Origin of the sequence: Paenibacillus sp. FSL R7-0026 (assembly GCF_038004485.1) — a bacterium.
In the GTDB taxonomy this organism is placed as follows: domain Bacteria; phylum Bacillota; class Bacilli; order Paenibacillales; family Paenibacillaceae; genus Paenibacillus; species Paenibacillus xylanexedens_A.
Genome location: NZ_JBBORG010000001.1, coordinates 699,563 through 713,237 on the forward strand (window position 1 = coordinate 699,563; position 13,675 = coordinate 713,237).

13 protein-coding genes are annotated in these 13,675 nt (G+C 47.7%); 10 read left to right on the forward strand and 3 right to left on the reverse strand.

Going from position 1 to position 13,675, the window contains the following annotated elements:
- Positions 1 to 2: 2 nt before the first annotated feature.
- Complete coding sequence (locus MKY44_RS03290; protein ID WP_036614212.1) at positions 3 to 374, reverse strand: ArsR/SmtB family transcription factor; 372 nt, start codon at positions 372 to 374, stop codon at positions 3 to 5.
- A 345-nt stretch (positions 375 to 719) separates the two neighbouring features.
- Between MKY44_RS03290 and MKY44_RS03295 the strand changes: the two genes are divergently transcribed.
- The 7 genes from MKY44_RS03295 (at position 720) to MKY44_RS03325 (ending at position 9,141) form a co-directional block, all read left to right on the forward strand.
- The gene (locus tag MKY44_RS03295; protein WP_341006013.1) at positions 720 to 3,068 is read left to right on the forward strand and encodes a heavy metal translocating P-type ATPase; all 2,349 of its coding nucleotides are present in this window, start codon (positions 720 to 722) and stop codon (positions 3,066 to 3,068) included.
- Between the two features lie 216 nt (positions 3,069 to 3,284).
- The gene (locus MKY44_RS03300) at positions 3,285 to 3,647 is read left to right on the forward strand and encodes an SdpI family protein (protein ID WP_341006014.1); all 363 of its coding nucleotides are present in this window, start codon (positions 3,285 to 3,287) and stop codon (positions 3,645 to 3,647) included.
- Between the two features lie 190 nt (positions 3,648 to 3,837).
- The gene (locus MKY44_RS03305) at positions 3,838 to 4,290 is read left to right on the forward strand and encodes a helix-turn-helix domain-containing protein (protein ID WP_341006015.1); all 453 of its coding nucleotides are present in this window, start codon (positions 3,838 to 3,840) and stop codon (positions 4,288 to 4,290) included.
- 229 nt (positions 4,291 to 4,519) lie between these two features.
- A complete protein-coding gene (locus MKY44_RS03310) occupies positions 4,520 to 5,740 on the forward strand; it encodes an MFS transporter (RefSeq protein WP_062837652.1) in 1,221 nt (406 codons plus the stop codon).
- 21 nt (positions 5,741 to 5,761) lie between these two features.
- Positions 5,762 to 6,184: a universal stress protein gene (locus MKY44_RS03315; RefSeq protein ID WP_341006016.1), complete on the forward strand. Its 423-nt coding sequence runs from the start codon at positions 5,762 to 5,764 to the stop codon at positions 6,182 to 6,184.
- Positions 6,185 to 6,346: 162 nt separating this feature from the next.
- Positions 6,347 to 7,771: an aldehyde dehydrogenase family protein gene (locus MKY44_RS03320; RefSeq protein ID WP_341006017.1), complete on the forward strand. Its 1,425-nt coding sequence runs from the start codon at positions 6,347 to 6,349 to the stop codon at positions 7,769 to 7,771.
- Positions 7,772 to 8,328: 557 nt separating this feature from the next.
- Positions 8,329 to 9,141 carry a MerR family transcriptional regulator gene (locus tag MKY44_RS03325; protein ID WP_341006018.1) on the forward strand — a complete coding sequence of 271 codons (813 nt, stop codon included), beginning with the start codon at positions 8,329 to 8,331 and terminating at the stop codon, positions 9,139 to 9,141.
- Between the two features lie 151 nt (positions 9,142 to 9,292).
- Here the strand turns inward: MKY44_RS03325 and MKY44_RS03330 are convergent, their stop codons facing one another.
- Positions 9,293 to 9,790, reverse strand: a complete 498-nt coding sequence (locus tag MKY44_RS03330; RefSeq protein WP_341006019.1) for a GAF domain-containing protein — start codon at positions 9,788 to 9,790, stop codon at positions 9,293 to 9,295.
- Between the two features lie 185 nt (positions 9,791 to 9,975).
- Between MKY44_RS03330 and MKY44_RS03335 the strand changes: the two genes are divergently transcribed.
- The 3 genes from MKY44_RS03335 to MKY44_RS03345 all read left to right on the forward strand — a co-directional run bounded on the left by MKY44_RS03335 (position 9,976) and on the right by MKY44_RS03345 (position 12,731).
- Positions 9,976 to 10,272, forward strand: coding sequence for a hypothetical protein (locus MKY44_RS03335; protein WP_036614170.1), 297 nt, complete (start codon positions 9,976 to 9,978; stop codon positions 10,270 to 10,272).
- Between the two features lie 199 nt (positions 10,273 to 10,471).
- Positions 10,472 to 11,044, forward strand: coding sequence for a GNAT family N-acetyltransferase (locus MKY44_RS03340; RefSeq protein WP_076254763.1), 573 nt, complete (start codon positions 10,472 to 10,474; stop codon positions 11,042 to 11,044).
- A gap of 163 nt (positions 11,045 to 11,207) precedes the next feature.
- The gene (locus MKY44_RS03345; protein ID WP_341006020.1) at positions 11,208 to 12,731 is read left to right on the forward strand and encodes an MDR family MFS transporter; all 1,524 of its coding nucleotides are present in this window, start codon (positions 11,208 to 11,210) and stop codon (positions 12,729 to 12,731) included.
- A gap of 458 nt (positions 12,732 to 13,189) precedes the next feature.
- On the opposite strand, the gene MKY44_RS03350 is transcribed toward MKY44_RS03345, so the two are convergent.
- Positions 13,190 to 13,651 carry a MarR family winged helix-turn-helix transcriptional regulator gene (locus MKY44_RS03350; RefSeq protein ID WP_017690799.1) on the reverse strand — a complete coding sequence of 154 codons (462 nt, stop codon included), beginning with the start codon at positions 13,649 to 13,651 and terminating at the stop codon, positions 13,190 to 13,192.
- Between the last annotated feature and the right edge of the window lie 24 nt (positions 13,652 to 13,675).

The following is a 13,675-nucleotide window of genomic DNA, read 5'->3' on the forward strand; positions in this document are numbered from 1 at the left end:
GCCTAGCTGTGTTTAATATGTTGGAGCGTTTGCAGGAAAATCTGCTCAATATGAGCATCATCCAGAGAGTAGTACACGGTCTTGCCTTCCTTGCGCCGCTTGACGATCCGCATGTTGCGGAGTGAACGCAGCTGGTGTGAAATGGCCGACTGTCCCATGTCGAGCAGAACCGTCAGGTCATGAACACATAATTCTTTCTGTAACAGCGCATCAATAATACGTAGACGTGTGGGGTCGCTGAATGCCTTGAACCAATCTGCCATCTCGGAAGAGGTCTCCCGATCTATGAGTGAAGTACGAATCGTCTGCACGTCGGCTTCAGTACCTGAGCAGGCTGCATCACATTCGCTTGGTGCTTTAACCGGTTGTTCCATTTCCTATCACCGCCTATGTTAACTCAACATTTGCATAATTCGATTTAACCATTTGGTAAGTACAACAACTAGACGAATAAAACCATTTCGATCTAATTGTTGTTGATTGGAATTCACTGGTTCGGATTTATGCAAAAGTTTAACTATAGCTCTATTATATCCAAAACCCGCCTAAAGCGAAATGATTACTATTAGCATAATCTGTATGAAAAATCAACAACGATTGTTGACACTCATGTTTAGGCGTGCATATAATAGGGGTAACCAAACATATGAATGAGTGCTCATATATTGAATACAATTAAAATATAACATCGTTATTGTACTGCAAAGGGGAGAATTCACATGGGAACCGGACAGGAACAGGTGAAAAGGGAACTGCTGCTTGATGGACTGGATTGTGCGAACTGCGCATTAAAGATTGAGAATGGCGTCAAAAAAATTAAGGGCATTAACGAATGCTCTGTCAATTTTGTTACCAAAACATTATCGCTGCACACCACTTCCGATATGGATGAACAGGTAGTGGAAGAAGCCAAGCGCAAAGTGCTTCGGCTGGAGCCGCATATTCGCATTTCGGAAAAAGGAAAACACGTGAACGGACATGTGCACACCCATACAGGGAGTGCAGCCGGTACGCATAACCACGGTCATGACCATGCCGGACATAATCATGGACATTCACATTCACATGGCAAACACTCGCATACTCATGATCATGGACATTCGCAGGGCCACGCACATGATCATACACATGAGCACGGAAGTCATGCTGGACATGATCATAGCCATACCCATGATGATGCCCATGCAGGCCACTCGCATGAACATGGTGCAGGACAGACAAAAGTGTTACTTGCTCGTCTTGCTGCAGGATCTGTGTTGCTCGCAGCTGCAATCTGGTCGCCGCTGGAGGGCTGGGCACAGTTTACTCTCTATGCGCTCGCATATCTGATTGCCGGGGGAGATATCGTGCTCCAGGCGTCCAAAAACATCATCCGCGGTCAGGTATTCGATGAATACTTCCTGATGTCCGTCGCTACCTTGGGTGCTTTTGCCATTGGAGAGTATCCGGAAGGGGTAGCGGTCATGCTCTTTTATCAGCTCGGGGAGCTGTTTCAGGGCATGGCGGTTAATCGGTCACGCAAGTCGATTCAGTCACTGATGGACATTCGCCCGGACTACGCGAATATCCTGACGGGTTCGGGTGACGAGACCCGGCGTGTATCTCCGGAAGATGTACGGATTGGTGATCGTATTGTCGTGAAAGCAGGAGAGCGAGTACCGCTGGATGGTATCGTTAGAGCTGGGCGTTCCATGGTGGACACTTCTGCTCTGACAGGTGAATCGGTACCTCGTGAGCTGGAGTCCGGAAGTGATGTACTGAGTGGATTTGTGAACAAAAATGGTATGTTGACGATTGAAGTTACCAAAACGTTTGGTGAATCAACGGTATCCAAAATTTTGGACCTGGTGCAGAACGCAAGCAGCCGGAAGGCGAAAACAGAGCATTTTATTAGTAAATTTGCCCGTTATTACACACCGGTTGTTGTTATCCTTGCAGCCTTGATTGCATTTGTTCCGCCGTTGATACTTAGTGGAGCAACATTTGCCGATTGGATCTATCGTGCATTGGTCTTTCTGGTTATCTCATGTCCTTGTGCGCTGGTGGTCTCTATTCCACTTGGATTCTTTGGTGGTATCGGAGCGGCTTCACGTAACGGGATTCTCGTTAAAGGCAGTAACTACCTTGAAGCGTTGAACGATGTGAAAGTTGTTGTTTTTGATAAAACGGGTACACTAACCAAAGGTGTATTCAAAGTAACAGCCATTCGTCCAGAAGTTGGACGTACGGAAGATGAACTGATGAAGCTGGCAGCCATTGCGGAAGCCAATTCCAATCATCCGATTGCCGAATCCATTCGCGCAGCTTGGGCCAAAACCATTCCTACGCAAGGTGTGGAAGGTTATGATGAAGTTGCCGGACATGGGATCAAGGTGAGTGTAGATGGTCGGGAAGTGCTGGCAGGCAACGCCAAATTAATGAAGCAGGCGGGTATATCCTATACCACACCAGAGACGGCTGGAACGATAGTCCACGTGGCTGAAGCTGGCACGTATGTTGGTCATCTGATCATTGCCGATGAAGTGAAGGATGACGCAGCCGCGGCCATTCAGGCGCTGAAGAAGCTAGGCATCCGCAAAACGGTCATGCTGACAGGTGATGCCAAAGCCGTAGGTGAAGCGGTAGGACGTGAGCTGGGTGTGGATGAGGTCTATGCTGAATTGCTGCCACAGGATAAAGTCGAAAGACTGGAGCAACTGGAAGCTGCCAAATCTCCGAAGGAAAAAATGGTGTTTGTCGGTGACGGCATCAACGATACACCTGTACTGGCGCGCGCCGATGTGGGTGTGGCGATGGGTGGACTCGGTTCAGATGCCGCGATTGAAGCGGCAGATGTGGTCATCATGACCGATGAACCGTCGAAACTAGCGAGCGCAATCCGCATTGCTAAGCGTACACGAATGATTGTGTGGCAAAATATCGCGTTTGCTCTGGGGGTTAAAGCGATTTTCCTGTTACTCGGTGTGTTTGGCATAGCCACCATGTGGGAAGCGGTATTCTCGGATGTCGGTGTCACGGTGCTGGCTGTTCTGAACGCCATGCGTGTACTTCGTGTGAAGAATATCTAAGTTTACGAAACGATCCAGGCGGCTCTTCGTATATACGTAGAGCCGTTTTTATATTTTTTCAAGGCAATTATGTAGATAAGTCTAACTAGACATTTACACGAGAACGGAGAGGACAGGAATAACCTGAATAAGCGAAGCTACATCGGCAGGTTATTCTGTCATCGGAGTGTCAGTGTAAGCAGGTCTATGGAAGACAACAGTGAAGGGGAGAACGTTTTGACAGGAGCAGTAGCAGGGATCATCATTGGAGTGTGTTATTTCATTCTGGGGTTCATGGTGTTCAAAAAACCACCGAAAATGATTAACGGAATATATGGTTATCGGACTCCGCGTGCAATGAGTAATCCCGAGTTGTGGGACGAAGCGCAAAGTTATAGCGCCAATCTGATGATGCAATTTGGTGTGATTATTACGGTATTCGGCATTATCGGTTTCTGGCTTACAGATGTACGAGCTTTGGTGCTGAGTCTGGTTGCTACAGGGTTCTATACGTTCAGACTATTTACCAGAGTTGAAGGCCGGTTGAAGCAAATGCAACGTGCTCAACAGCAACAGCAACAGAATGAGCAGAATGTTTAAGGTAAAATGATAAACAGTTTAGAGAGGAAGACTCGCGTGTGAAGCGGGTCTTTTTTTGTTGAAGATAGAGAATGGAAGTCGATGTTCAACTCGCTAAGACTTTATATATAAAATATAACGTTGACGTTAACGTTAATATTATATATAATTATGTACATAACATTATAGATATATGGAAGAGGTGAGGGAAATGAGTTTATATAAAATCGACGACGTAGCCAAGGAATGCGGTTTGACTAAGCGAACCATTCGGTATTATGAAGAGATTGGTGTCATGCCTTCACCTCAGCGGACAGATGGCGGGACGCGATTGTACACTCGAGAGGATATCGATTATCTGAAGAAGGTGGTTCGCGCCAAAGAGGTACTTGGATTCTCCCTTCAGGAGCTACATACCTATGTGGCAACGGCAGATGCCTTGAACGAACAACGTTTTGACTACCAGCAGACGACCGAAGTGAGAGAACGGATCGAGAAGCTTACCGCGATGGAAACAACGCTGGATGGTCAGCTGCAACTGATTGAGCAGAAACTTCAGAGCATACATGCCGTACAGGCTGAACTGGAAGAGCTGCGTGAACGCGTTCGGAGTGGTATTCAGAAGTTACAGGCACATGATCCGCAGGGTGATGAAGACGGCTAACCCAATTAGCATCTAATATTTAATAAACAAAACTGTATACACATATCGCTACATGGAGTGAGCACCATAGTACCTGTGGCGATCCTGTACAAACACCGGATGTTCCGGTGTCATTTGTGCCGTTTTGTTACCTCTAATTCTGAAAATGTATAGATTGTTTTCATTATTTTCACGGTCGTTTTCAAATAAAAAGTTTCACCACATAAATTATTCACAGGAGGAATTACGTATGAAAAGAGAGCCATCATTACCGGACGAATTGCCGTCATCACGTGGGGGCCTGTTATCCCAGCCGCGAGCGGTATGGGCGGTTGCCTTTGCATGTATCATATCCTTTATGGGTCTGGGTCTGGTTGACCCGATTCTGCCCGCCATTGCAGATCAGCTGCATGCTTCCAAAAGCCAGGTGTCACTGCTATTTACCAGTTATAACGCTGTAACCGGGGTAGCGATGCTGATTACAGGTGTTGTATCCAGCCGAATTGGTGTGAAGTGGACGTTGCTCAGCGGTATATTGCTGATTATTATCTTCTCGTTCCTCGGCGGTACCTCAGACACGGTAGGTGCACTGGTTGGTTACCGTGGCGGTTGGGGACTTGGTAATGCCTTGTTCATCGCAACGGCGTTATCCGCCATTGTGGGACTGTCCACGTCGGGGACAGCCAAAGCGATTATTTTGTACGAAGCAGCACTTGGTCTCGGGATTGCGGTTGGTCCGCTGCTTGGTGGTGAGCTAGGTTCCATCTCTTGGCGTGGCCCGTTCTATGGCGTAGCTGTCCTGATGGCGATTGCCTTTATCAGCATTACATTTATGCTGCCCAAAATGGCCAAACCGAAAACACGCAGTTCGTTGTCTGATCCGTTCAAAGCATTAAGTTATCCTTCATTGAAAACATTGGCGATTACCGCCTTCCTGTATAACTTTGGTTTCTTTACCTTGATGGCTTATTCACCTTATGTAATGAATCTGGATGAGCACGGGTTGGGTTACGTATTCTTTGGCTGGGGACTGATGCTGGCGATTACGTCGGTATTCGTCGCACCAAGATTACAACGCCGATTCGGATCGGTTCCGTCCATGAGTGTCATGCTTACATTGTTCGCGATTGATCTGGTTGTTATGGCAGTAGGTACGGTGATGGGTTCACCAACTACCGTTATTGTGGCGGTCATTGTAGCGGGGATTTTCCTTGGGATTAACAACACGTTAATTACAACGGCTGTTATGGAAGCTGCACCTGTGGAGCGTTCTGTTGCTTCTGCTGCATACAGCTTCGTTCGTTTCCTGGGTGGTGCACTTGCTCCATGGCTTGCAGGTAAATTGTCCGAGTGGTTCCTGCCGGAAACGCCGTTTTATTTTGGCGCATTAATGGTTCTGATTGGTGTCGTGGTACTGCTGGTACGCCGTCATCATCTGCGGGATATTGATTCCGCCATTACATCTCATTAATTCACTGGAGGAGGAATTGCAATGCTGAAACATATATTGGTTGCTGTTGATGGTTCGGATCATGCGCATAAAGCTTTGGAGCAAGCATTGATCCTGGCTGAAGATATGAAACATCCCGCAAGTCTGTTGATCGTGCATGTTAATCCTGCCATCTCCATTAATGAACCTGCATTGGGTGTTGATCTGGAAGCACGGATTGCCGAAGAAGGGCAACATATTATAGAACCAGTGACCAGACAGCTGTCTGGACGAGACGTAGCATATGAGACACTGCTGATTGCGGGTGATCCCGTTCATGAGATCTGCCGTGTAGCGCGAGAACGAAATTGTGGAATGATTGTGATGGGTACCGGCGGGAAAGGCATGCTCGCAGAGATGATCGTGGGCAGTGTCAGTCATGGTGTGTTAAAACATGCAGGATGCCCCGTCCTGACGGTTAAATAGGTTGTGAAATCCTTTATAATGCAATAGCTCAAGATCGCCACAATGGCTCATCAGGCACGTTACAAGCTATGATTGCCGAACACCGTAGTGGGTTGACGGCACGGAAATAGTGTATAAATAGATTAAGTTCAATAGGTTCTAAAAGGATGGAGGATGCAGCATATGAAAAAACAACATCTGTTTATCGGTGGCAAACCGACCGAATCTGTAGATTATAAAACACTTCAAGCACCATACTCCGGGGAAACGCTGGCAGAAGTCTCTTCGGCTTCAGCCGAGGAAGCGGAGGCTGCTGTTGCAGCTGCGGTTCAAGCTGGGAAGGCAATGCGCCAGATGCCTGCACATCAGCGTGCAGATATTCTGTACAAGTTGTCCTCCATGCTTGAAGAACGGAAGAAAGAAGCAGCGCAAATCATAGCGCTTGAAGCGGCGAAGCCGATTACCGCAGCACTGGCCGAGGTCGACCGGACGGTGGAAACGTATCGTTTTGCCGCTGAAGAAGCCAAGCGGCTGACCGGAGAGACGGTTCCGATGGATGCAGCCAAAGGTGGGGAAGGGCGTATCGGTTATACGATGCGGCAACCTCTAGGTGTCATCGGTGCGATTACACCGTTTAATTTTCCAATGAATCTGGTAGCCCACAAGGTAGGTCCAGCGCTGGCAGCAGGCAATACGATTGTTCTCAAACCTGCGGAGCAGACGCCTCTGTCTTCCTATTACATTGCTAATCTGCTTCAGGAAGTCGGATTGCCGGAAGGTGCACTGAATGTGGTGAGCGGTGATGGCAAAACGATTGGTGATGTGCTTGTGGAGCACCCCCATGTTGCTCACATTACGTTTACAGGCAGTCCAGCGGTAGGCACGAGCATTCGTAGCAAAGCAGGACTCAAACGCGTGACACTGGAGCTTGGGTCGAATGCAGCGGTGATCGTGGATAAGGACGCAGATCTGGACAAAGTGGTTCCTCGCTGTGTGACCGGTGCTTTCACGTATCAGGGACAGGTATGTATCTCGCTACAGCGAATCTACGTACATCGCGATATCTCGGAAGAATTCATCCGGCGTTTCGCTGAAGCGGCTAAACAAGTGGTGGTTGGAGACCCGCTGAGCCCGGATACGGTGGTCTCTGCGCTGATTACCTCCAAGGATGTACAGCGTACACTCGACTGGATTGAAGAAGCCAAACAGGCCGGGGCTGAAGTAGCAGCAGGTGGTCAAGCTGAAGGAGGCGTTCTGCGTCCAACGGTACTGATTAACGTTCCTCGTGATGCCAAGGTATCCTGTCAGGAAGTATTTGCTCCCATCGTGGTGATTAATACCGTGGATTCGGTTGAAGAGGGCATTGAACATGTTAACGATTCGATATACGGGCTTCAGGCAGGCGTATTTACAAACGATATTCATACCGCCCTCCATGCTGTTGATCAGATCGAAGCAGGCGGAGTTATGATTAATGATATTCCGACCTTCCGAGTGGATCATATGCCCTATGGTGGGGTGAAACAGAGTGGTATCGGACGTGAAGGTGTAAAATATGCTGTAGAGGAAATGACGGAATTGAAATTTGTTATGTTTAACAAAGGGTGATTCTTTTCGTTTCCCGTGCTCTATATTCCGTATGCCAATGAAAACATAACCTCACACTCCTGTGCCACGATAATGGCACAGGATTTTTTTATAGAAGATCATAGAAATTATATAAGTTCAACAAAATAGTTACACATAAAGGAGAGGACAGAAATTACCTGAAGAAACGAAGTGTTCGCCTTTATCACCGGATTTTTCCCTTTAAAAAGGGAATCAAAAAAATCTGGGGATAACAGTGATCGGAAGGTTATTCTGTCATCGAGTGGCCAGTGTTAATATTATTTGGTTGAACTTATATATCAAAAAAATACATGCGGATTCTTAGCCGACTGCGGGTTCACATCTGATGAGACGGGTATAACATAGTTAACATACCGCAACATAACTGACCAAACGCCGCTCATATCACCGAAGCATGATGTACCCATCCAGAGCACGAGCGGAATGAAGCGGTACAGCATTGCCGAAAGTCTTATATTCTCTCATTATTCAAATACAATGCAGTATGAATTAAGCCTGAACTCTGGAGTTGCAGGACAGGCAGGAGGTGTATTCAAATGGCATATTCCATGGTTGACGTATCGGGAATGTCAGGCGTAAGTCTGAACGAGCTGAGCCAGTATGCGGAGACAGGTCTTCTGAATCCGGCATTTGGGGATGTAGATGAGGACATCTATTATGAAAAGCAGGAATTGTTGAGACTCCAGCAAATCCTTTTCTGTAAGGAAGTAGGTATGAAGGAGAATGAGATTGCCCCGATGCTCCGGGATAATCCTCAGGATGTCATACGCATCATGAAGCAACATCGTATTGATATTCTGGAGAAGGCACTCCGTCTGCATGGATTGATTCAGACACTGGACAAAACGATCTCTCATTTGCAAGGTGAACAGGAAATTGATGAACATGATCTTTATATCGGTTTTGTAAATAAGGGGCGTCACCAGTTGCTGAATGAATCGGGTTCTGACCCTGTAGTCACTAATGATATGAACCATGTGCAGACAGACGGTGCTCAGAGGTCCGACATCCAATCTTCCAATTCATCCACATTACCTGAAAAGCAGGAGTTGAAGTCAAAAGAAGATTATCTGGATTCCCAGGCGAAAATTGATCAAGTTCATCTGGACTTGCAACAGGCCATTGAGGATGGATTGGAGCCCGGTAGTGCAAAAGTACAACAGATTATTGGCAGGCATCTTGAATGGATCAAAGGTTATTATACACCCACAGCTGAGATCTATCGGGATTTGGCCAATCTGTATGTAGAGCATAAAAATTTCCGTCAGATGTACGATGGTTACCACCCGAGGCTGGCTGAATTCCTGCGGGATGGGATGATGATTAAAGCGGAACATGATTTATCCTAGATGCATAAAGTAACATGGGCGAGCAAGAACATGGGTGTGTATCATAATGGATAACAAAGAGCGCAGACCTCTGAGAGGACTGCGCTCTTTGTTATTACGGGTTCTTCATCATCGTGTGTGATGAGACTCCGATCACCTTATTCATCATTTCCTAAAGGGGTATGGTTGCCTCCAACTGCTCTGTGATCAGGCTTACGGCTTTCTCCAGGAAGACGCGGTCTTCGTCATCAAAACGGTTTTTGATCGGGCTGTCGATATCCAGCACCCCGTACAGTTCGCCGTTTTTGATAATAGGTACGACAATCTCGCTGTTCGATGCTGCATCACAGGCAATGTGGCCTGGGAAGGCATGAACATCGTCAACGACTAGGGTACGTTTTTCCGCAGCAGATGTGCCACATACACCACGTCCTAGTGGAATTCGGATACAAGCAGGCAGTCCTTGGAATGGACCGAGGACCAGTTCTTTTCCATCATACAGATAGAAGCCGACCCAATTGGTGTCGGTCATAAATACATTGAGCAGCGCAGCAGCGTTCGCCAGATTGGCAATCGCACTAGGTTCATCGCGGATCAGAGCACTTAACTGTCCCAGGACGGCGGTGTGCTGCTCACTTCGTGTTCCTTCATAGGAAACAGCTTGAAACATGGTAAATCACCCTCCCGAGCAAAATGGTACTTATTTTCAAGATAGTGCAGAGGATGCGGTTAGTCAAGCGGAGGATTTCGGAAAGGGAAGGGAATACCTGAAGAATCCTCCTGTTTCTCAGCTTCTTACGTGGGGTAATTACTTAGCAACCACGGAGGGCTACAACCCGGGAAGGAGCTTGGCTTATGCATGCAGAGGTACAGAATCTTTTTGTACGGATTCATCTACTATATTTCGCCCAAAATCAGGATTTGAACGTTAGCGAGGCACTGCCCCTATTGGAAGAACGGGGATATCGCGTTGGAGAGCGGGAGATCAAGCAGGAGCTTGAACACCTGACACAGGAGAACTTCCTGACCGCCCACGGGGACCAATGGAGCCTGACCGGGACTGGCATCGAAGAATTCAAGGAAATCACGGCTGTGTTTGGCCGGGTTAGCGATGAATTACTGGGGAAGGGCAAGAAAACGTCCAAAGCTTAAAATTCATTTGGACAAGCCATGATTCCGTAATTCACTCAAACTTGAATTGATCCATACGTACAACAAGACCGGGAGCGAAATTGGCCCGGTTTTTTGACGTGTGTGCATGACTGAACAGTTGCCATTCGGCGCAGGTTATGATTAGATGACTAGTGAATATTATGGTCTGCGGAGATAGATCGGATCGGAGTGTCTTTATATGTATAAATGCAAAGGAAGAATTCCCGAAATGGAGACTGCGCGGCTTCGTCTGCGTAAAATGCGTCGCCGGGATGCGGCCCAGATGTTCGCATGCTGGTCAGATCGCGAGGTGACCCGTTACATGAATCTTGCACCCATGATTGGGACAAGCGAAGCGGCGGACATGATTGGACTGCTCAACCAAATGGCAGGAGAAGAGGATGCGATCCGATGGGGGATTGAACTTAAAGAAACAGGCAAGCTCATCGGCAGCTGTGGCTTCAATACATGGCAGCTTGAAGGCGCATTCCGGGGTGAGATTGGTTATGAGCTGGGACGTGATTATTGGCGCCACGGTTATATGACGGAGGCTTTCTCCGCATTGCTGCCCTTTGGATATGAGACCATGGGTCTTAATCGAATTGAAGCGCTGGTTGATCCACGTAATCTGGCTTCCGGCGAGTTCCTGACAAACCGCGGCTTCACGCGGGAAGGCTTGCTGCGACAGGTGCAACATACGTCCACCGGATACAAGGATATGGTGATGTATTCGATGCTGTATGATGAGTTCCTTCGTAAGAAAGGTAAATAAAAGAGAGAAAGAAGCGAAGCGTTCGCCTTTATCACCGGATTTCTCGTTTAGAGAGGAGAAGAAAAAATCTGGGAATAACAGCGATCGGAAGCTTGTTCTGGTTCGTAGTAGATGTGTAAATTAACGTACCAATTATATAGAGAACAAAGAGAGAAGGGTTTGTGTGAATGCAACTGGAGGTTTAAAGCGCAGTTTCATCTTGACGGGGCTGTTGCTCGCGACATTTCTATCAGCGATTGAGGGCACCGTAATTGGTCCGGCAGGGCCGACCATTGTCAGTGAGCTGGGAAGTGTACAGCTGCTGAGCTGGATCTTCACCGCATACCTGTTGACGATGGCTGTGAGTACGCCCATTTTCGGTAAAATCAGTGACCTATATGGACGAAAGCCTGTATTTCTGATTGGCTGTGCCTTATTTTTACTGGGTTCACTCTTGTGCTGTCTGTCGCAGAATATGGAGCAGTTGATTATTTTCCGTGCTATACAGGGGATTGGTGCGGGTGCGGTAGTTCCTGTTACATTTACGATTATTGGGGACATCTACGCCATTGAAGAACGTGGCAAAATTCAGGGCTGGATCAGCTCCGTGTGGGGCATTTCCTCTCTCGCGGGACCGCTGCTTGGCGGTTATTTTGTAGATAATCTGGGCTGGCAGTGGATCTTTGGTTTTAATGTGCCATTTGGTTTGCTTGCGATGTGGTTTGTATTTCGTTATCTGAAGGAAGATATCTCTCCGCGTACGGCCAAAATTGACTATGTCGGTGCGTTGACCTTCACGGTGGGCATTACTGCATTGTTATTTGTCCTGTCGGCGGGTGGGCAGTATTATGCCTGGAGTTCTCCGTTGATTGTAGGACTGAGTGTGGTCGCCGCTCTGTTTATTATTTTATTTTTTGTGGTGGAAAAAAGAGCTCAGGCCCCTATGGTTCCACTACATCTGTTCCGAATTCGGGACATCCGTGTAGCGAATATCGCAGGACTGCTGACCAGTACCTTGATGATCGGCCTAACCAGTTATTTGCCGCTCTGGGTGCAGGGGGTTCGGGGCGGAAATGCGACGGAATCCGGGCTGCTGCTCGCGCCGATGTCGGTGGGTTGGCTCATTGGTAGTGTGATGGCAGGCCGTCTATTGATGAAAATTGGATCACGTATGACCGCATTGATTGGGTTAACCGGAATTGCGATCGGGTCGGGTGGACTCTTTCTGGTGGGTGGGACATCCCCGCAGGCTGTGCTATTTATATTGACCTTTATTTATGGTCTCGGCTTCGGATTTGCGTTTACGATCTTCACCATTATTGCGCAGTCTTCTGTAGGGTATAAGGAACGTGGCTCCTCTACGGCACTGCACACGTTCATGCGTACGTTGGGACAGACGATTGGTGCAGCGGCTTTTGGTACCTGGTTGAACTATCGGATTTCCACGTTATCCAGTGAGCAGAATCTGGCTGAGGCGGGAATTTCGGAGAATGATCTAAATGAACTGCTCGCACCACATACGGATGCTGCCCTATCGGATGACAAATGGGCGCTACTGCGTAACGTTCTGGAAGGAAGCTTGCATTCCCTGTTTGTCATTATGTTTGTCATTGCACTGATCTCGTGGGTAACGACGCTTGCTCTACGCAAACGTTTAATTGTACCCGAAGATGCAGATGCTCCACCGCAGCCCCAAGGCTTAAAGTAAAAAGAAGATATATATATACGAAAAACCGGATTCGCCGATGTCAGGCAAATCCGGTTATTTTTGTTGATGGCACATGTGCGTGGACTAGAGTGTATCTTCAAACTCAGGCAAGTGATACGTTGGGGGGATGTCCGGGTCTAAAGTATTTTGAATTACAGGCTGGCTGATCCTGGTGAATCGTCCAGACGAATTTCTAAGGAACGGAGGACGTCTTATTTGACCTTCTGCTCCTCTTTCTAAATTGTAAGGAACATGAGACACGTTATTCCCCGAAATCACCTGAAAAACACGTTGTAAACGGCTGTTTATTCAAAGATAGCGTGTGTCAGATTCCTTAAAATGCTGCGATCGCTTCAAACCCCTGAATAAGACGTCACAGGTTCGTTAGCGCTCCCGCTCTATAGCTGCTCCAGTACATTCTGTTACACTCTGGCTTTCGGCAGGTTTGAAGATACGTTCTAGCTGCTCGCTGATAAACGGTCTGCAGAATGTGCAAGCCTTCCCAAGAGTTCGGACAGCAATTCCTTGTCTTCCTCACTTAGTCCACTTACCGCCCGATCAATCTTCAACGCATAGCCTGGATAGATGTCATCCATGGTGCGCTGTCCTTCTTCGGTCAGTTCCACAAAGATGATACGTCTGTCCTGCGGACAATGTTTGCGGTGTAACAATCCTTTTTGCTCGAGCTTATCGATCACATAGGTCACATTACCACTTTGCAGCAGAAGTTGTGCGCCTACCTGTTGAATCGGCTGAGCTCCTTTCATATATAACACTTCGAGCACCCCGTATGCGGTGGGGTTGAAGCCATGCACTTTGCTTCCGGATACAGCGTGTTCATTCACGCTCTTGAATGTCTGGGCCAAGGTGCGGTACAGATGAAGTGAACGTTCGGTTCCGATTTCTTGTAATTCCAGCATGCTGATCCCGCCTTTTCAGATTAG